The organism is Streptococcus oralis (genome assembly GCF_019929365.1).
GTDB lineage: Bacteria > Bacillota > Bacilli > Lactobacillales > Streptococcaceae > Streptococcus > Streptococcus oralis_BT.
On record NZ_JAHZPH010000004.1, the window covers coordinates 41,088 to 58,042 of the forward strand.

The following is a 16,955-nucleotide window of genomic DNA, read 5'->3' on the forward strand; positions in this document are numbered from 1 at the left end:
GCCCCAAGGCTGGTCTTTTGAGTATTATTAATTGTCTGTTTCTACGAATCGTCCTAGGATGTGGACATTTTCGGATACAGAGACAAAGGCTGTCGGATCGACCTGTTTCATGATGTGTTTAAAATCATTAAACTCTGCTCGTGTGATAACCGTAATCAAGACTGCTTTTCTCTCATGATTATAGGTTCCTTCCGCATCGTGGATCATAGTAGCTCCGCGGTGCAATTTTTTATGGATTTTTTCGATTACCTTGTCAGGATTACTGGTCACAATCATGGCCTGCATGCGTTTTTGCTTGGTAAAGACCGCGTCTGTCACACGGCTCGATACAAAGATGGTAATCATAGAATAGAGGGCGTATTTCCAACCGAAGGTCAATCCAGCAATCAACATGATAGTCCCATTTACCAAGAAGGAAATACTGCCGACATTTTTCCCCGTTTTCTTGCGAATGGTGAGGCTGACAATATCTGTACCTCCACTGGAAATACTATTGCGCAAAGCAAAGCCGATTCCCAAGCCCATGACAACACCCCCAAAGAGAGCATTGATAATGGGATCCTCTGTCAGCGTCACAACGGGCACAAACTGGATAAAGAGGGAACTCATGGATACCGTGATAAAGGTAAAGACCGTAAACTTATGTCCAATCTGATACCAAGCCAAAATCATCAGTGGGATATTAATGGCATAAAAGGTCAGCGATATCGGAATGTAAAAACCAAACCAGTGATGACTCAAGGCAGAGATAATCTGTGCCAGACCCGTCGCACCACTCGAATAAACGTGTCCTGGTTGAAAAAAGAAATTGACCGCTACTGCTGACAGAAAGCCATAAACCAGAGAAGCCGAGATTTTCTCATCATATTTTTCCCGAGAGATACTTTGTAAAACTCGTAAGATTTTTATCTGATAAGCAAAGCGGCGCAGATAATAGCGCCACCGCTTAATTCGTTTTGCTTGTTTCATCTTCTTCTACTTGTAAGCTGAGTTCCTCTAGTTGTTTGAGAGCGACTGTTGATGGAGCTTGTGTCATTGGGTCGGTTGCCTTATTGTTCTTAGGAAAGGCAATCACTTCACGGATATTTTCTTCTCCTGCTAAGAGCATCACAAAACGGTCAAGACCAATAGCCAAACCACCGTGTGGTGGGAAACCATAGTCCATGGCTTCAAGAAGGAAGCCAAACTGGCCATTTGCTTCTTCAGCTGAGAAACCAAGAGCCTTAAACATGCGTTCTTGAAGGTCTTTTTGGTTGATACGAAGGCTACCACCACCAAGCTCATAACCGTTCAAGACAATATCGTAAGCAATGGCACGAACATTTGCCAAATTACCTTCTAATTCGTGAGCTGTTTCTTCCTGTGGAAGGGTAAATGGATGGTGAGCACTCATGTAACGACCTTCTTCTTCAGACCATTCAAACATTGGCCAATCAACCACCCAAAGGAAGTTAAATTTATCGTTATCAATCAAGCCAAGCTCTTTGGCAATACGGCCACGAAGGGCACCAAGGGTTGCATTGGCTACCTCCAGCGTATCCGCCACAAATAGAACCAAATCCTTATCTTCAAGACCAAGTGCCGCTGTCAATTCTGCTTGGATACCAGTCAAGAACTTAGCAACTGGTCCGTTTAATTCTCCATCCACAACCTTGACCCAAGCAAGACCTTTAGCACCGTACTGCTTGGCTACTTCGGTCATCTTGTCAATGTCTTTACGTGAGTAGTTATCTGCTGCTCCTTTGACCACAATGGCTTTAACAGCAGGTGCTTCTGAAAAGACTTTGAAATCAACACCTTTGACCACTTCTGTCAGGTCCTGAAGCAACATGTCAAAACGAGTATCTGGCTTGTCAGAACCATAAAGAGCCATAGCATCATCATACTTCATACGGGGGAATGGAAGGGTCACTTCAATGCCTTTTGTTTCCTTCATCACGCGCGCAATCAAGCCTTCTGTGATATCCTGGATTTCTTGCTCCGTAAGGAAGGATGTTTCTAAGTCAACCTGAGTAAACTCAGGCTGACGGTCACCACGCAAGTCCTCGTCACGGAAACATTTGACGATTTGGTAATAGCGGTCGAAACCAGCATTCATCAAGAGCTGTTTGGTAATCTGTGGGCTTTGAGGAAGAGCGTAGAAATGCCCTTTATTGACACGAGATGGTACCAAGTAGTCACGCGCCCCTTCTGGCGTTGACTTAGAAAGGAAGGGTGTCTCCACATCAATAAACTCCAACGCATCCAAGTAGTTGCGGATAGAGTGGGTCACCTTAGCACGAAGCTTAAGGTTTTCTAGCATTTCTGGACGACGAAGGTCAAGGTAACGGTAACGCAAACGTGTATCGTCATTGGCCTCAATGCCATCCTTAATCTCAAAAGGTGTTGTTTTGGCTGTATTAAGCACAGTAAGAGCTGTCACGTTCAACTCAACCGCACCAGTCGGCAATTTATCATTGGCTTGCTCACGCGCAGCAACTTGTCCAGTTACCTCAATGACAAATTCGCTACGAAGACTTTCAGCTGTTTCCATGACCTCTGCAGATACTTTTTCAGGGTTGATAACCAACTGCATGATTCCTTCACGGTCACGAAGGTCGATAAAGATCAAACCACCCAGGTCACGACGACGACCAACCCATCCTTTCAAGGTCATTTCTTGTCCGATGTGTTCCTCACGAACACGACCAGCATACATACTACGTTTCATTGTTTCTCTCCTCTTTTATTCTGTTACTATTTTACCATAAAAGCGCAGGCTCTTCATGAAAATCAGCAGAAAAGTTTGATTGTCTTTAGAAATCAAAACGAACAGACAAAAAATCCGATGAAAACGTCATCGGATTCCCTAAATATGATTTTTAACCTTTTTTACGCTTTTCAGCAATCTCAGCTGCCTTTTTAGGTAGAACAATCTCCGTCGCATAAGCTGTCGCAAAACGTAAGATTCCTGCAATAGGCGCAAAGACAACTGCTAGATAGTTGTAAAAGAAGTCGCCTTTAAAGGCATAGGCAAGTGCTCCGATTATAAAGAAGAGAACGACCGCCTGTATCACTGCTAATAAAATTACTCGTTTCATGTGACCTCCTGATTCTATTATAGCATGAGTATCATCAAAAAGCCGATTAAATTATTCAAAGCGTGTAAAGAAATGCTATAAAGAAGACCTTTTCGGCTCACATAAGCCAGACCCAAACTCAATCCCAGACTAGCATAGACTAAAAACTGTTGCAAAGTTCCTGGAAAATGAATCAAGGCAAAAAGCACACTCGATACGAGGAGAAACAGAGCTGTCTGTTTGCTGTTGTTCTGTTTAGGAAAGAGATAGCGCGCTAACATCCCTCTAAAAATGAGTTCTTCTGTCAGAGGAGCAAAGACCACCACCATAAAGAAACCAAAGACAGGCTGAGCCAATGTCAATTGTGATACAGTCTGTTGATTAGCCGACGGATCATCTGGCAAAAAGAACTGGGCTGTAATCGCCACTAGCAAAACCAGGGTTGGTAACCAAATGAAACGATTAAAAGCAGTCGTCTGGATGCTAACCTTTTCTGTCTGATACCATCTGTAAACTCCATAAACATAGGCCCCTGACAGAGCGATATAAAGTGGTAAGACTCCATATATTGAAGCCCCTAGTCCAAGAGCTGATAAAGCCATACTCTGAACCAGACCATAGCCAAAGAAAAAGGATACAACAGCTAGAAGAAACCAGCCAAGATTTTTAAGTAAGTTCATATGGGCCTCCTACTTTCCTTTATAACTATTTTTCAATACAAAGAGACTAGTTAGTCCTAGCAAAAGGATCCATGCTAGCAAAAGAGCAAGACTTCTCAAAGATAACTCTCCGCCACCTTCTTTTAACAGACTTACCAAAGGACCAATGAAAGAATAGTCCAACAGTTTTTGCGCAGTTTCGTTTTGAATGGCAAGAACGGGCAAGAAAGAGACGGTCAGCATAGGAAAAATACTATACACTTGCGCCTTAGACTGGGTATCTGATACTGCACCGATAAGAAGATTAAGAAAGATTATACTGATGGTCGCTAGAATCAGATAGAGGCCATAGGTAAGAAAGTAGTTTGTCAAATCAACTTTAAGATATAGAGGGAGAACAACCATCGAAAGAAGCATCACGAGAAGAGGAAGAGCCATCATGCTCAGAGTATACTCCGTTGCTGTCACACCACTTAGTATGAGTGATTTAAGATTACGTTTTTCCTTATCCTCAGCCATCATAATCGATACCATATAACCACTTCCCATACTCAAGACCATCGTCAAACTCATAGAGAGGAGAAACACACTCAATTCTCCGCCCTTGTTTAAGAATTCATTATACAGGATAGCAATACCAAAAGGCATTAATAAAGTCGCTAACAAGGTTGAATTGCTAATAAGAACTTGCAACCTTAACCAAAGAAGGGCATTTAATTTTCTAAACATCTAACTTTTCTCCTGTCAATCTAATAAAGATTTCTTCTAAAGTCGGTTCACACGAATGAACAGCTATTAGATTTGTCGTATTCAAATGAGGCAATTCTTCAAAAGGAATCACTTGCTCGCGCCCATTTTGATAGCGTAAACGAACCTTTTTATCCTCATGGTATTTCTGGATAATCTCTTGTGGGCTACCATACTCAATCAACTTTCCCTTATTTAAAAGAGAGAGGCGATCGCAAAGCAAGGTTGCTTCATTCATATCGTGGGTTGTTAAAAAGATAGTTGTCCCAGCCTGCTTCAGTTCCTGCAAGAGAGCATGAATCGATTTTGAGGTGGTAGGATCAAGACCACTTGTTGGCTCATCCAGAAAGAGGATTTTGGGAGCATTTAGAAGAGCACGAGCCAAGAACATCCGTTGTTTCATACCTGTGGATAGTTTTTCTGCGATAATGTTTTTGGCATCTGATAACCCAACTTGATCAAGTACTGTATCTACTCTAGAAGCTTTAAGACCATAAAATTTTGCATAAATGAGCAGATTTTTATAGAGGCTCATCTTTTCATAAAAACCACTGGTATCACTAACAATCCCGATTTGTTCCAAATCATTTGAAGTCAAATTTCGAGAGGACTTCCCTAGGAGAACGGTCTCCCCCTGATCTGCAGCTAACTGCCCCGTCAGAACATTGATCATAGTTGTTTTACCTGAACCTGAAGGCCCTAGAAAGCCAAAAATTTCACCCTCTTGAATCTCAAAAGAAATCTGATTCAGAGCTTTCTTGCCTCCAAAACTTTTGCTTACATTTTCAACACGAATCATAGGAACTCCTTTATTTGAAATAACGTTTTACCATAGGTAATTGCATCACATTGATATAAATATGGATCGCTCCTACAAGCAAGAAGGCTAGTAACTGAATCTCTCCTGTCAATAAAGAAAAGATAGCAATCAAAAAATAGAGACCTGGCAAGACATACTGATTTAATTGGAATAAAATTCGAAAACTTTGTTCCAAATTAGCCTGACGCTCCCCTTCATCATAGGAATTTATGTAGTCCAAGACATCCTTTGGTGTAGAGAAGAATTCCAAATCAAACTGACGAACGATCGCAATGGTCTTATAGAGATATTTTTGAGCACTGAAAATCATCACTAATGCCAAAAAAGAAAGAGATAAGGTTATATAGCTGATATTTAGTACAATGACTTCACTACCTGAGATGAAAAGAGCCAAAAAAATCGCTACACCTGCACTATTAAAAGCAATAGTTCCAAACTCGAGATTACGATACATTTGTACATAATAGGTTTCATTCAGATCATCATCCATTTCCTCGTGATACAAGGAGTGAAATGTTCTGCTTTTCTTTAAGAAATCGAAAGTCAAAAACATACTAATGAAACCTAACAGTAAACAAATAGATGATATCCATGGAGTCACGGTTTTGACATCTAAAATGGTTCCGTAGTTTTCGGTATAGGCCTTAAACATCTCTGCAAACATGCCCAAGAAGCCTCCCAAGATAACAGCCATTAAAAACAACAATCCACGTTTCTTTTTCATATTCATCCTCTTTCTAAACTAATCCAACCAACCACTGACCAAAGTCCTTACCTGACTCAAAGATAGCGACCAAACCTTCTGTTCCAAGTGACACCAAAATCAAACAAACAGCAAACAAGAGAATAGCTTGGTTTCTAGCTTTTTTTGCTCCATCTCCCAAGGGTTCATTGCCAAGCCAACCTGCTAGATAGGCATAGAGAGTTACTGTTATAATCCCAATCTCTGTCGAAGAGAGAAACAGCAAGACTGTCACCAAACGAACGATATTGGCTTGAATGTTAAAATAATTTCCTAAACCTGCACAAACACCCGCAAGTTCTTTGTGCTCAGTATCGACTTGAAAACCTGCTAAAAACTTTTTCATATTCATTCTCCTTTTTCACTTGCTAGATTTTTGAATTTCTTTTCAATCCAGTCAACTACTGGGATGAGAGCAAAGTAGGCCCAAACAAATTGGTCGCTTTGATATGGATTAAACCAGCCTAGGTCCATCCCAATCAGTAGAAATACGCTGACTAATAGAGCTATGGCAACTACATAATAGATTACTTTATACTTGTTCATCATTTTTCTCCTTTTTCTTCAACCGATTGAAAATGGACAAGAGGACTAAATTAATCCAAAACAAATACTTACTTTCAACAAAATAGAACCAACCCAGTAATGTTCCAATCATAGCAAAAGCATTCACAATAAAGGCAAAAACACTCATATAATAAATCACTTTATACTTGTTCATCACTCGTCCTCCTCTATCCGAAATACCGACTCGACTGGTTCATTGAATATATGCGAAATCTTCAGGGCGATCACAACTGACGGGGTATATTCGTCCCGTTCTAGTAGGCTAATGGTCTGTCTGGAAACTCCTGCTAACTTGGCCAGTTCGGTCTGATTGAGACCATCGCGAGCCCGAAGCTCTTTTAAACGATTTTTAAGCATTCCTTTCTCCTTCACTCTTAACTTGCTTATATTGTAACACATCTTTTTCTTTTTGACAACAATATTTGTCAAAAAGTTTATGATTTTTGTCATTTTGCAAAAGAAAAAGGTCAGGAGTAGGTTCCTGACCAGTTTATCTGTTATTAAAATCCTAGTTTTTCAAAGACTTGAGAGAAGTTTTGGCTGATGGTCTCAAGGGACACTTGCACTTCTTCTCGTGTTTGGTTGTTCTTAACCGTCACTTGTCCGCTTTCGACTTCGCTCTCTCCTAGCGTGATGAGGGTCTTAGCCGCAAAGACATCGGCTGACTTGAACTGAGCTTTGAGTTTACGATTGAGGTAATCACGCTCTGCTTTGAATCCTTGTTGGCGAAGGGCTTGTACCAATTCCAAGGCCTTAACATTTGCTTCTTCGCCCAAGACTGCGATATAGACATCTAAGGCATTTTCAATAGGGAGGGCCACACCTTGCTTTTCAAGGATGAGAAGCAGACGCTCTACACCAAGTCCAAAACCAAATCCAGCAGTTTCAGGACCACCAAAGTAAGCAACCAAACCATCGTAACGACCACCCGCACAGACAGTCAATTCATTGCCCTCGATCTCAGTGATAAACTCGAAAATCGTGTGGTTGTAGTAGTCCAGACCACGCACCATATTGGTATCGATGATATAGTCTACACCCAGATTTTCCAACATCTGACGCACAGCATCAAAATGAGCTTGACTTTCTTCATCAAGGAAGTCCAAGATAGACGGTGCATTCTCCACTGCCACCTTGTCTTCTTTTTCCTTAGAGTCCAAGACACGGAGAGGATTTTCCTCCAAGCGACGTTGGCTATCCTTAGACAAGGTCTCCTTGAGCGGTGTCAAATAGTCAATCAAGGCTTGACGGTAGGCTGCACGGCTCTCTGGATTTCCAAGAGTGTTGAGATGCAATTTAACACCTTGTATGCCGATTTCTTTCAAGAAGTGGGCTGCCATAGCAATCGTTTCTACATCGGTAGCTGGATTGCTCGAACCAAAGCACTCCACACCAATCTGGTGGAACTGACGCAAACGACCTGCCTGTGGACGCTCATAACGGAACATTGGGCCCATGTAGTAGAACTTACTTGGCTTTTGTACTTCTGGTGCGAAGAGTTTATTTTCCACATAAGAGCGGACAACGGGCGCAGTTCCTTCTGGACGGAGGGTGATATGACGATCACCCTTGTCATAAAAGTCGTACATTTCCTTGGTTACGATATCGGTCGTGTCCCCAACAGAACGACTGATGACCTCGTAGTGTTCAAAAATAGGCGTGCGCACTTCTGCGTAGTTATAGCGCTTGAAAATTTCACGGGCAAAGCCCTCAACGTACTGCCACTTGGCAGACTCAGCAGGTAAAATATCCTGCGTTCCTTTTGGTTTTTGTAATTTCATAGGGAATCCTCTTTAAACTTAATAGTCTTATTTTACCATAAATAGAGGGATTAAGACAGTGAGAAAAAAATTAGGATTTACATATCATTTTTGAGATTCAGACTTGTCAGAAGAATAGCCAGCAAAGAAAGGACAACAAATAAAATCCAAGTCAACTGCATATTCCATACGGCTACAAGTGAAAAACAGGCTGTACCAAGAGGTACCGATAAGGTAAACAATAAACCTAAAAAATTACTGGTACGAGCTAGAACCTCTGGAGCTAGATTTTTCATGAGCATGGCACTAATCTTTGGGGACACTTTACCAGACACATACAGAGTTAAAAAGAGGAATAGCAAACCAAGCACGACTTGATTGAATAAGTTAGCCAGACCAACTAGACTGACTCCTAATGTCGCCCACATCATCAATCTAGGCAAGGACTGCTTCCCAAAATAATCATTGCCCGTAAGGCTACTGATGATGATAGCTAATAAAACACAGACTTGCTCGATAAATAGTGCCTCTGTGTAAGAAAAATTCAAGAGAGAATGACTCAAAAAGAAGATGTTATAAATGCTTCCTAAAGCGCCACCCAAAGCATTGATAAGCAAGACAGCAAAGATCATGAATCCAAAGTTTTTCTGTCCACTTTTAAGAAAAACAAGACGTAAATTTCGGTAAATTGTTAGGAACTGTTCTTTGATAGAAAGCTTCTCATTTTTTAGGATTTCACCATCAGCAGATGAAATTGATAGGCTTAATTTGCTTTTTCCTAAAAAGAGAATAGCGGCTGATACTAGGAAAAAACAGGCATTGATTTCCGCAACGAGAGAAAAATTATTGACCGATAGACCTAAGAGCCAGACTCCGAAAGCTTGACCACCAATAGCTGAAATATAGGTGATGAACTGGGAAAAAGAATAAGCCTCCATCAGATCATTTTCAGCCACTTTTTCCTTAATGAGAGGCATGCGTAAGCCACCTGCAAAATCACTGATCACATCGCTGATGACATTAATCAAACACAGGCTGGAAAAAGCAAAGAGACTGCCTTGACCAAGCAACAATGCTGCTAGAAAGAAGAGAAGAGCCTGAAATAAACCACTATAGGTCATCCATTTGACCTTGTCCCTCGTGTAATCTGCCCGAATCCCTACAAAAACTGTGAAGAGAGTCGGAAGAATCATCACAACATTTGCTACGGCAACCGCAAAAGAGGCTTGTGGCAAAGTCGATGCATAGACAATAAATACCAAGTTAAAAATAGAAGCACCAAAAGCATTGAAGAATCGTGATAAAGTCAAAATTCTATAAGCTGGATTTCTAAACAATAGTTTCATAGACAGTCTCCTCTCCTTTTCTAAGTTCTACATCAAGAATAGTTTTAGTATAGCACTTATGAATTAACGAGGAGATTTTCTTGAATATATGCAACAAATAAAATGAAAAAAAGAAACGATAGAACTTCTTTGATGACGTGAAAAAGGTCAACAGTTCTATCGCTTAAAATTTCAAATGATTTTCTTAGTTTGCAGATATTCAACAATCGGTCGTTTTTCTATAGTATTCGGCAGATTTATTACACCCAAGCATCTCAAAAATATGGACAGCATCCTCCATCTTTTTCTGACCTTCCTTGACTCTGCCTTGCTTACTATCAAGAAGACCTTCCGCCCACAAATAGACTATCCTGAGATAGGTCTCATTTTCCTTGTAGAAATGCTCTTCGATGACACGTTTAAAATAATGGGCATTGGTAAATTCTTCACACTCAATACTGGCTAAAAAACCATTCAATAGCATGGTGTGAAATAGGTTCCGATTTCCCTTCATTTCCATTAGAAAATCAGATTTGCGGACCATTTCTCGTACATATCTAGTAAAAAGAGGAACAGATAAGAGTGGGGAACTAACTGAGAACAAATTGAGTTCATAAATTCCCCAAATCTCGGTAGAAAACAGGTAATCATGAAGGACTTTCTCTTCCTCTGCTGTTAACTCTACCGTTTCATCCATACTCTTCATATACGACTTGATAATAATGGCATTTAGAATATGTTTCTGTTTATTTTGAGAATCGGCATGCTTTTGATACTCCTTGCGATACAAGTCCTCGAGAGGTGCTATGTTCTTTGGATCCAAGATATCTGTGATTTCTTTTCTCAACTCAGAATCTGTATCATACTGAAAACCTCTAGCCAGAAAGAGGATTTCCTCCACACTCGCAGATATATTTTCTAGGGCAAACAGAAACTTTCCCACCGAAAGCTCACTCTGACCTGTTTCAAATCGGGACAACATGGACGGCGAAAATTGTCCACCAGTTGCTTGTCTTAATGAGATATTTCTTGACTCTCGTAATTGTCTAAAGACTTTTCCAAGATTCTCCATCGTGTTCTCCCTGATTGATTATTTTCTTTATTCTATCATACTTTTCAGAAAATTCATCAAAAACTTGCTAAATTGTCAGAATTATGAGAAAATAGAGGATATTTATCACGTGGAGGGACTGTTATGAGAGACGATATCAAAATCAATGACCGCGCCTTGGCCTTACAAGACCAAATTATCGAAAAACTAGAGAAGGTTTTTGATACAGATGTGGAATTGGATGTTTACAATCTAGGGCTGATTTATGAAATCAATCTAGATGAAACGGGTCTCTGTAAGATTGTCATGACCTTCACCGATACTGCCTGTGATTGCGCCGAAAGCCTGCCTATCGAAATCGTCGCAGGTCTGAAACAAATCGAGGGTATCGAAGATGTCAAGGTTGAAGTCACTTGGTCGCCTGCCTGGAAGATCACACGAATCAGTCGCTACGGCCGTATCGCCCTTGGACTGCCACCTCGTTAATACTCTTCAAAAATCAAATTCAAACCACGTCAGCTTTATCTCCAACCTCAAAGCTGTGCTTTGAGCAACCTGCGCCTAGCTTTCTAGTTTGCTCTTTGATTTTTATTGAGTATAAGCAGGCAAATCACTTTTGAAGATGAAAAGAAGCAAGCCGAGATTGGCTTGCTTTTTGAGTTTATTTTTTACCTGACTTGTCCATATTCCAGAAGTCTGTCACGGCTCCGCGTGAAGCAGATGATACGATGTGGGCATATTTACCAAGGACACCACGGCTGTAAAGTGGTGGCAAGGTTGTTTCTGCCTTACGTTTTTCAAGTTCTTCTTCGGATACGGCCATGGAAATTTCTTTGGTATCTTGGTCAACCGTAACGATATCTCCTGTACGAAGGTAGGCAATCGGTCCACCATCCTGAGCTTCAGGAGCGATATGTCCAACAACCAGACCATAAGTACCACCAGAGAAGCGTCCGTCTGTCAAGAGGGCAACCTTGTCTCCTTGACCTTTACCAACGATCATTGATGAAAGTGACAGCATCTCAGGCATACCAGGACCACCCTTAGGTCCAACGAAACGAACAACGACTACATCGCCGTCAACGATTTCATCTGTCAAGACAGCCTGAATAGCATCTTCTTCTGAGTCAAAAACCTTAGCTGGTCCAACGTGACGACGCACCTTAACACCTGATACTTTGGCAACCGCACCGTCAGGGGCAAGGTTCCCGTTCAAGATGATAAGCGGACCATCTGCACGTTTTGGATTTTCAAGTGGCATGATAACTTTTTGACCTGGTGTGAGGTCTGCAAAGTCAGCCAAGTTCTCAGCGACGGTCTTACCGGTACATGTGATACGGTCGCCATGAAGGAAACCATTTGCTAGCAAATACTTCATAACCGCAGGCACACCACCGACTTCGTAGAGGTCTTGGAAGACATACTGACCAGATGGTTTCAAGTCGGCCAAGTGAGGCACGCGCTCTTGGATCGTATTGAAGTCCTCAAGGGACAAATCAACATTAGCCGCATGGGCAATAGCGAGCAAGTGAAGAGTGGCATTGGTAGAACCACCGAGAGCCATCGTTACAGTGATGGCATCTTCAAAAGCTTCACGAGTCAAGATATCTGATGGTTTGAGACCAAGCTCCAACATCTTGACAACAGCACGTCCTGCTGCTTCGATATCTTCTTTCTTGTCGGCTGATTCAGCTGGGTGAGAGGATGATCCTGGCAAACTCATACCTAGAACTTCGATAGCAGTCGCCATGGTATTAGCAGTATACATACCGCCACAGCCACCAGGGCCAGGGCAGGCATTACATTCAAGACGCTTCACGTCCTCAGCTGTCATGTCACCGTGGTTCCATTTTCCGATTCCCTCAAAAACAGAAACCAAGTCAATATCTTTGCCATCAAGATTTCCGGGTGCAATAGTCCCACCATAGGCGAAAATAGCCGGGATATCCATATTAGCAATGGCAATCATAGAACCAGGCATGTTCTTATCACAGCCACCGATAGCGACGAAGGCATCGACGTTGTGACCACCCATAGCCGCCTCGATGGAGTCCGCGATGATGTCACGAGATGTTAGAGAGAAACGCATACCAGGCGTTCCCATGGCGATCCCGTCTGCTACGGTAATAGTTCCAAACTGTACCGGCCAGGCGCCCGCAGATTTGACACCTTCTTTAGCCAATTTCCCAAAATCATGCAAGTGAATGTTACATGGTGTATTTTCCGCCCAAGTCGAAATCACTCCCACAATCGGTGTTTCAAAGTCCTTATCTGTCATACCAGTCGCACGAAGCATGGCACGGTTTGGTGATTTTACCATACTGTCATAAATGCTACTGCGGTGACGTTTATCTAATTCAGTCATCTTATCCCTCCCATTTCAGTTTTTACTATTATAGCACAATTTTCGCATGAAGAACAGAATAAAATTCTTGAATTTTCAGAAAATTCCGATTAACAACTTCTAATTTTTTCATCTTTTTTTGTCAAGTAACTTTACTTTACAAAAAAAATGTGTTATCCTAGTATGGTTGATGAAAATCAGTAGATTGAATCGAATATAAATACCTAAAGGAGAAATCAAAATGGCAGTACCTGCACGTCGCACTTCAAAAGCGAAGAAAAACAAACGTCGTACACACTACAAAGTAACAGCTCCATCTGTAAACTTTGACGAAACTACTGGAGATTACTCACGTTCTCACCGCGTATCACTTAAAGGATACTACAAAGGACGTAAAATCGCTAAAGCTGCATCAGCTGAATAATAGAAGGGAGATACCATGCGCGTAAATATTACACTTGAACACAAAGAATCTGGTGAACGCTTGTACCTTACTTCTAAAAACAAACGTAACACTCCAGACCGTCTTCAATTGAAGAAATACTCACCAAAACTTCGCAAACACGTTGTGTTTACAGAAGTTAAGTAAGCATTCAATACGAATCAATACATAAGAAAAACGCTTATTTAAAGCGTTTTTTTCTTTTTGTTTAATTCAGTACATCGCAATAAAAATCATTCGAATGACTACCTTTTTGACTATATTTTTTGTGAAATAAATTAGAGGATCGGATATATAGAAAACGCTCTAGTCATATTGTCTAGAGCGTTTTTGTGTTGTTTAAGAGAAATAGATGGTGATTTTAGATAACTACACATTTCAGATTTTTTAAAACGAGATTTAATCAATGATAACTAGAAAGGATTATTATGGTTACAAAAAATAAATTTCAATACTGTATTTACAATCATGAGAGACTAGAACTTCATGATCTACAAAAGGAATATCAAAAGGATAAATCTGGGACAAAACTTAAGTATGAAAACCAATTATTTTGTCCTGGTTGTTGCAAAGTGGACTTAGTGATAAATGAGAAAAAAGGGAAAAGCTATTTATCGAGTCATCCTAAATTATCTCATGGTGACGGATGTGATTATACTTTTGAATCAGCTTCAAAAATAGAACTGAAAGAATACTATGAGAAAATTGATGCAGACCTAGCTGAGCAACTCTTAAATCGTATTTTAGAAGAAAAGGCCACTAGAGAAAAGCAGGCAGGAAAAGCCAATTTCCCGCAAGATAAGAACAAAATTTCTGACGTAAAATTTGTTTTAAAGAATAAAGATGGTATCAGAAAATATTTACCTCGCAGATCTCTCCTCTTAAATAAATTAGAAGAATCCGCTCACCTGACTATGTACTATGGAGAATGTAAGGTATTTATAGGTAAGACTGATAAAAAATACTATCTACGAATGTTTCGAAATAATGACCATGCCAAGTACATCTGTAATCTAATCACTCCAGAGAAAATGTATTTCCTACAAAGTTAGCTTTTATTTCTACAATAAGGAAGAAGGGCGAATACTATTACGCATGCTAAAATGTCTTAAAATTACTTAAAGTAATAAGGATTTAAATCTAAGCTCATACTTCTAAAACAAAGCCTCCCCCCTATCCAAAACAATCACATAGTTTGCTAGAGGGAAAAATAATTTGCTAGAAAATCAGAAGTTATGTAAAATAGAAATATATGAATAACAAGGAGCTAAATTTAAATGACAGATAATATTTATTTATTTTTAATCGATTATACAAAGTCACTATTGTTACATCCGATCGTAAATGGTTTACAGTTAGGATTTTACATTTTTTTATGGCAAGTAATAGGCATGCCTATCATTTCTTTTGTCAATGATTTAACAGAGCCATTAAAAGTGAAATTAGACCTGAAAGTCAACTACTTTGTCCTGATTTTTGGTTGTTTAACAGGTTTATTTTCTTCAGTGTATTTCTTATCTGGGTTAGAGGGCGAAAACAATGTGTATAGCCGTGCTTTTAGATTGATTGGTATTTTTGGAAGTGTCTTTCTATTCCTTATCCCTGTAACTCTCATCTTGGGGGCGGGGATCATCATTCCTATTTATTCGATTATAATGTGGATTGTTAATGGCATTATTAGTCTCCTACCTATTCTAGCTGGACTTGCAATCATCATGCCTATTGTATTCATTGGTGGGTTATTCTCAATAGTGAGCATCGTAGTCGGAAGATTATGAGAAGTTAAGGATTATAAAAAGAAAGTAAAAAACTATGGATTATGATATTTTTGAAGATTATAGAAAGAACCCTCCTAAAAAAGATAAATATGAGGGACTGCCTCCTGAAGAACGTATTGAACTTATAAAACAAGAGTATTTTAGGAAAGAAGCCAAGAAGAATAGAGAGGAAGAGGAACGTAAGCAAGCTCTTATCAAAGCAAAAAAAGATAAGAAATACAAGGAATACAGTTCTAAGGTAGAACTATTATTTAAGTGGATGATTGGATTTGCTTTGTTTGCAGTTATATCTGCTGGATATTGGTTTAATAAAGACTATTTCTTTTTAACATTGCAAGGAGGAATTTCTATTACAGGACCGACTAAAGAACTTGGTAAGGCAATTGTTGAATTTATTCTTTCTATAATGTTAAGTTTCCTTGCCCCTGCTTTGCTGACTTTTTTCATAATTGATACGCCAAAAAATAAAAAGGAGGAATAATCATGGCAAAATTTAAAAGCTTATTTTTAATAGCAGCGCTCTTTATTAGCGTAATTCTTATTGGATCTGTATCAGGAGTATTTTATGCTAAATATATGAATACCAAAAATGAAACTAAACAACAAACTCAATCTGTTCAGAGTAACGAAGAACAAAGCACAGAAAAAGTAGGTGAGACTCCTGCAGATGATAAAAACTATAACACTGCCCTTTCTTCTCTTGAAATGCCTGGGCACAAAGTAAAACCAGAGATAGAAAAAGAAGTGAAAGAGGCCTTTAAGGTTGTTATTAAAGAATGTAAAACAGCGAATATCTTAGAGATTGATTTTTCTATGGAGAAGCATTTAAAAATGGCAGATAAGGCCCCTATAAGGTCCTTTGCAGTGTCATTCCAACAAAATGGATATGATGTAAACGTAGATGATATTGAAGTTTATGAATCTAAATCATCAGACGTAGTTCAGTTTATTGTTAAGTCCACTAAAAAAGGCGAAGATAACATCTTTTGGGTTGGCAACTATAACACATTGGCTCACCAAGTTAGTATTTCTAACTATTACGGTGGTAAAGTAGGAAAGGCATTTGGGTAAGGAACAACAACTTATCAGATGAGTTAATCATATTAGCTAAACTTAATGTTCTTATATATAATTATATAACTAATATGTGACGATTTAAATTATTCACATCAATAGCTTAAGTGGTTAATTTTAAGTTGATTTAGTTTGTATAGATTGGGAGAAGAGTATGTTATATGTTGTAGCAAGTGTTATTCTATTTTTTACTTTAATCGGCATTTATCAAAAAAAGTTTAAAGTTAAAGCATTAACAGTGCCGGCAATGCTTTATGTGTTGGCGATTGTCTTTAATCTTATTTTTAAAGTGAAATAATTAGAAGTCGAAAATGGGAAAAAGATAACTGTACATGATAATAATGATTTTCAGCAATTATCTTGTTTATTACGAATAAAAAAACACTGTAGAATTGAACTGCACCCCAAAAGTTAGATTTTTTCTGTCTAACTTTTGGGGTGCAGTTCAATAGCGGGTGGTTTATTTATCTCGCACCTTACGGAGCGAGACGGACTAATAGTCACATAATAATAAGGGTGCCCCATTTTTGGGCTACCCTATTACTATACCTAAAATTAGTTATGGGTAACTAAAAGGGTAGTAAAAA

At 39.5% G+C, this 16,955-nt stretch carries 23 protein-coding genes; 8 read left to right on the plus strand and 15 right to left on the minus strand.

The annotated features are described in order from the left end of the window. Positions 1 to 27: 27 nt before the first annotated feature. From K1I53_RS06420 to K1I53_RS06485, 14 genes are all read right to left on the minus strand, one after another. Complete coding sequence (locus tag K1I53_RS06420; RefSeq protein WP_084947392.1) at positions 28 to 969, minus strand: YitT family protein; 942 nt, start codon at positions 967 to 969, stop codon at positions 28 to 30. Next, positions 947 to 2,710, minus strand: a complete 1,764-nt coding sequence (gene aspS / locus K1I53_RS06425) for an aspartate--tRNA ligase (protein WP_223328789.1) — start codon at positions 2,708 to 2,710, stop codon at positions 947 to 949. The genes K1I53_RS06420 and aspS overlap by 23 nt, the downstream gene beginning before the upstream one ends. A gap of 151 nt (positions 2,711 to 2,861) precedes the next feature. Continuing rightward, the gene (locus tag K1I53_RS06430; RefSeq protein ID WP_038804236.1) at positions 2,862 to 3,080 is read right to left on the minus strand and encodes a hypothetical protein; all 219 of its coding nucleotides are present in this window, start codon (positions 3,078 to 3,080) and stop codon (positions 2,862 to 2,864) included. 17 nt (positions 3,081 to 3,097) lie between these two features. Continuing rightward, positions 3,098 to 3,739: a CPBP family intramembrane glutamic endopeptidase gene (locus tag K1I53_RS06435; protein WP_223328790.1), complete on the minus strand. Its 642-nt coding sequence runs from the start codon at positions 3,737 to 3,739 to the stop codon at positions 3,098 to 3,100. A gap of 9 nt (positions 3,740 to 3,748) precedes the next feature. Next, complete coding sequence (locus K1I53_RS06440) at positions 3,749 to 4,447, minus strand: ABC transporter permease (RefSeq protein WP_223328791.1); 699 nt, start codon at positions 4,445 to 4,447, stop codon at positions 3,749 to 3,751. Then, entirely contained in the window at positions 4,440 to 5,264 is an 825-nt protein-coding gene (locus tag K1I53_RS06445; protein WP_223328792.1) for an ABC transporter ATP-binding protein, read from the minus strand. Before K1I53_RS06445 ends, K1I53_RS06440 begins: the two co-directional genes overlap by 8 nt. Before the next feature lie 10 nt (positions 5,265 to 5,274). Further along, a complete protein-coding gene (locus K1I53_RS06450; RefSeq protein ID WP_000730200.1) occupies positions 5,275 to 6,009 on the minus strand; it encodes a DUF3169 family protein in 735 nt (244 codons plus the stop codon). A gap of 13 nt (positions 6,010 to 6,022) precedes the next feature. Then, complete coding sequence (locus tag K1I53_RS06455) at positions 6,023 to 6,373, minus strand: PspC domain-containing protein (protein WP_000713857.1); 351 nt, start codon at positions 6,371 to 6,373, stop codon at positions 6,023 to 6,025. Positions 6,374 to 6,375: 2 nt separating this feature from the next. Next, positions 6,376 to 6,573 carry a hypothetical protein gene (locus K1I53_RS06460; protein ID WP_206284039.1) on the minus strand — a complete coding sequence of 66 codons (198 nt, stop codon included), beginning with the start codon at positions 6,571 to 6,573 and terminating at the stop codon, positions 6,376 to 6,378. Beyond that, a complete protein-coding gene (locus K1I53_RS06465) occupies positions 6,560 to 6,748 on the minus strand; it encodes a hypothetical protein (RefSeq protein ID WP_001046120.1) in 189 nt (62 codons plus the stop codon). Before K1I53_RS06465 ends, K1I53_RS06460 begins: the two co-directional genes overlap by 14 nt. Next, positions 6,748 to 6,951: a helix-turn-helix transcriptional regulator gene (locus K1I53_RS06470; protein WP_317628096.1), complete on the minus strand. Its 204-nt coding sequence runs from the start codon at positions 6,949 to 6,951 to the stop codon at positions 6,748 to 6,750. Before K1I53_RS06470 ends, K1I53_RS06465 begins: the two co-directional genes overlap by 1 nt. Positions 6,952 to 7,094: 143 nt before the next feature. Continuing rightward, a complete protein-coding gene (hisS, locus tag K1I53_RS06475; protein WP_223328794.1) occupies positions 7,095 to 8,375 on the minus strand; it encodes a histidine--tRNA ligase in 1,281 nt (426 codons plus the stop codon). Positions 8,376 to 8,452: 77 nt separating this feature from the next. Next, positions 8,453 to 9,700 (minus strand): transporter, encoded by a 1,248-nt coding sequence (locus K1I53_RS06480; protein WP_223328795.1) that lies wholly within the window; start codon positions 9,698 to 9,700, stop codon positions 8,453 to 8,455. A gap of 199 nt (positions 9,701 to 9,899) precedes the next feature. Continuing rightward, entirely contained in the window at positions 9,900 to 10,751 is an 852-nt protein-coding gene (locus K1I53_RS06485; RefSeq protein ID WP_223328796.1) for an Rgg/GadR/MutR family transcriptional regulator, read from the minus strand. A gap of 123 nt (positions 10,752 to 10,874) precedes the next feature. Between K1I53_RS06485 and K1I53_RS06490 the strand changes: the two genes are divergently transcribed. After that, complete coding sequence (locus K1I53_RS06490; protein WP_001204052.1) at positions 10,875 to 11,216, plus strand: metal-sulfur cluster assembly factor; 342 nt, start codon at positions 10,875 to 10,877, stop codon at positions 11,214 to 11,216. Between the two features lie 175 nt (positions 11,217 to 11,391). On the opposite strand, the gene ilvD is transcribed toward K1I53_RS06490, so the two are convergent. Beyond that, positions 11,392 to 13,095 carry a dihydroxy-acid dehydratase gene (gene ilvD, locus K1I53_RS06495; RefSeq protein ID WP_000137343.1) on the minus strand — a complete coding sequence of 568 codons (1,704 nt, stop codon included), beginning with the start codon at positions 13,093 to 13,095 and terminating at the stop codon, positions 11,392 to 11,394. Between the two features lie 220 nt (positions 13,096 to 13,315). On the opposite strand from ilvD, the gene rpmF reads away from it, so the two are divergent. The 7 genes from rpmF (at position 13,316) to K1I53_RS06530 (ending at position 16,666) form a co-directional block, all read left to right on the plus strand. Then, positions 13,316 to 13,498 (plus strand): 50S ribosomal protein L32, encoded by a 183-nt coding sequence (rpmF, locus tag K1I53_RS06500; RefSeq protein ID WP_000290417.1) that lies wholly within the window; start codon positions 13,316 to 13,318, stop codon positions 13,496 to 13,498. 15 nt (positions 13,499 to 13,513) lie between these two features. Continuing rightward, positions 13,514 to 13,663, plus strand: coding sequence for a 50S ribosomal protein L33 (rpmG, locus tag K1I53_RS06505; RefSeq protein WP_001265622.1), 150 nt, complete (start codon positions 13,514 to 13,516; stop codon positions 13,661 to 13,663). A 281-nt stretch (positions 13,664 to 13,944) separates the two neighbouring features. Further along, positions 13,945 to 14,568, plus strand: a complete 624-nt coding sequence (locus K1I53_RS06510) for a hypothetical protein (RefSeq protein ID WP_223328797.1) — start codon at positions 13,945 to 13,947, stop codon at positions 14,566 to 14,568. A gap of 225 nt (positions 14,569 to 14,793) precedes the next feature. Next, the gene (locus K1I53_RS06515; RefSeq protein WP_223328798.1) at positions 14,794 to 15,294 is read left to right on the plus strand and encodes a hypothetical protein; all 501 of its coding nucleotides are present in this window, start codon (positions 14,794 to 14,796) and stop codon (positions 15,292 to 15,294) included. A gap of 34 nt (positions 15,295 to 15,328) precedes the next feature. Next, positions 15,329 to 15,775, plus strand: a complete 447-nt coding sequence (locus K1I53_RS06520) for a hypothetical protein (RefSeq protein ID WP_223328799.1) — start codon at positions 15,329 to 15,331, stop codon at positions 15,773 to 15,775. A 2-nt stretch (positions 15,776 to 15,777) separates the two neighbouring features. After that, positions 15,778 to 16,365, plus strand: coding sequence for a hypothetical protein (locus K1I53_RS06525; protein ID WP_223328800.1), 588 nt, complete (start codon positions 15,778 to 15,780; stop codon positions 16,363 to 16,365). A 157-nt stretch (positions 16,366 to 16,522) separates the two neighbouring features. Next, positions 16,523 to 16,666 (plus strand): hypothetical protein, encoded by a 144-nt coding sequence (locus K1I53_RS06530; RefSeq protein WP_223328801.1) that lies wholly within the window; start codon positions 16,523 to 16,525, stop codon positions 16,664 to 16,666. The last annotated feature ends 289 nt before the right edge of the window (positions 16,667 to 16,955 follow it).

Excerpts from the sequence above, each read along its gene's own strand:
- K1I53_RS06420 (WP_084947392.1), bottom strand. The coding sequence starts at position 969 with ATGAAACAAGCAAAACGAATTAAGCGGTGGCGCTATTATCTGCGCCGC.
- aspS (WP_223328789.1), bottom strand. The coding sequence starts at position 2,710 with ATGAAACGTAGTATGTATGCTGGTCGTGTTCGTGAGGAACACATCGGA.
- K1I53_RS06430 (WP_038804236.1), bottom strand. The coding sequence starts at position 3,080 with ATGAAACGAGTAATTTTATTAGCAGTGATACAGGCGGTCGTTCTCTTC.
- K1I53_RS06435 (WP_223328790.1), bottom strand. The coding sequence starts at position 3,739 with ATGAACTTACTTAAAAATCTTGGCTGGTTTCTTCTAGCTGTTGTATCC.
- K1I53_RS06440 (WP_223328791.1), bottom strand. The coding sequence starts at position 4,447 with ATGTTTAGAAAATTAAATGCCCTTCTTTGGTTAAGGTTGCAAGTTCTT.
- K1I53_RS06445 (WP_223328792.1), bottom strand. The coding sequence starts at position 5,264 with ATGATTCGTGTTGAAAATGTAAGCAAAAGTTTTGGAGGCAAGAAAGCT.
- K1I53_RS06450 (WP_000730200.1), bottom strand. The coding sequence starts at position 6,009 with ATGAAAAAGAAACGTGGATTGTTGTTTTTAATGGCTGTTATCTTGGGA.
- K1I53_RS06455 (WP_000713857.1), bottom strand. The coding sequence starts at position 6,373 with ATGAAAAAGTTTTTAGCAGGTTTTCAAGTCGATACTGAGCACAAAGAA.
- K1I53_RS06460 (WP_206284039.1), bottom strand. The coding sequence starts at position 6,573 with ATGAACAAGTATAAAGTAATCTATTATGTAGTTGCCATAGCTCTATTA.
- K1I53_RS06465 (WP_001046120.1), bottom strand. The coding sequence starts at position 6,748 with ATGAACAAGTATAAAGTGATTTATTATATGAGTGTTTTTGCCTTTATT.
- K1I53_RS06470 (WP_317628096.1), bottom strand. The coding sequence starts at position 6,951 with ATGCTTAAAAATCGTTTAAAAGAGCTTCGGGCTCGCGATGGTCTCAAT.
- hisS (WP_223328794.1), bottom strand. The coding sequence starts at position 8,375 with ATGAAATTACAAAAACCAAAAGGAACGCAGGATATTTTACCTGCTGAG.
- K1I53_RS06480 (WP_223328795.1), bottom strand. The coding sequence starts at position 9,700 with ATGAAACTATTGTTTAGAAATCCAGCTTATAGAATTTTGACTTTATCA.
- K1I53_RS06485 (WP_223328796.1), bottom strand. The coding sequence starts at position 10,751 with ATGGAGAATCTTGGAAAAGTCTTTAGACAATTACGAGAGTCAAGAAAT.
- K1I53_RS06490 (WP_001204052.1), top strand. The coding sequence starts at position 10,875 with ATGAGAGACGATATCAAAATCAATGACCGCGCCTTGGCCTTACAAGAC.
- ilvD (WP_000137343.1), bottom strand. The coding sequence starts at position 13,095 with ATGACTGAATTAGATAAACGTCACCGCAGTAGCATTTATGACAGTATG.
- rpmF (WP_000290417.1), top strand. The coding sequence starts at position 13,316 with ATGGCAGTACCTGCACGTCGCACTTCAAAAGCGAAGAAAAACAAACGT.
- rpmG (WP_001265622.1), top strand. The coding sequence starts at position 13,514 with ATGCGCGTAAATATTACACTTGAACACAAAGAATCTGGTGAACGCTTG.
- K1I53_RS06510 (WP_223328797.1), top strand. The coding sequence starts at position 13,945 with ATGGTTACAAAAAATAAATTTCAATACTGTATTTACAATCATGAGAGA.
- K1I53_RS06515 (WP_223328798.1), top strand. The coding sequence starts at position 14,794 with ATGACAGATAATATTTATTTATTTTTAATCGATTATACAAAGTCACTA.
- K1I53_RS06520 (WP_223328799.1), top strand. The coding sequence starts at position 15,329 with ATGGATTATGATATTTTTGAAGATTATAGAAAGAACCCTCCTAAAAAA.
- K1I53_RS06525 (WP_223328800.1), top strand. The coding sequence starts at position 15,778 with ATGGCAAAATTTAAAAGCTTATTTTTAATAGCAGCGCTCTTTATTAGC.
- K1I53_RS06530 (WP_223328801.1), top strand. The coding sequence starts at position 16,523 with ATGTTATATGTTGTAGCAAGTGTTATTCTATTTTTTACTTTAATCGGC.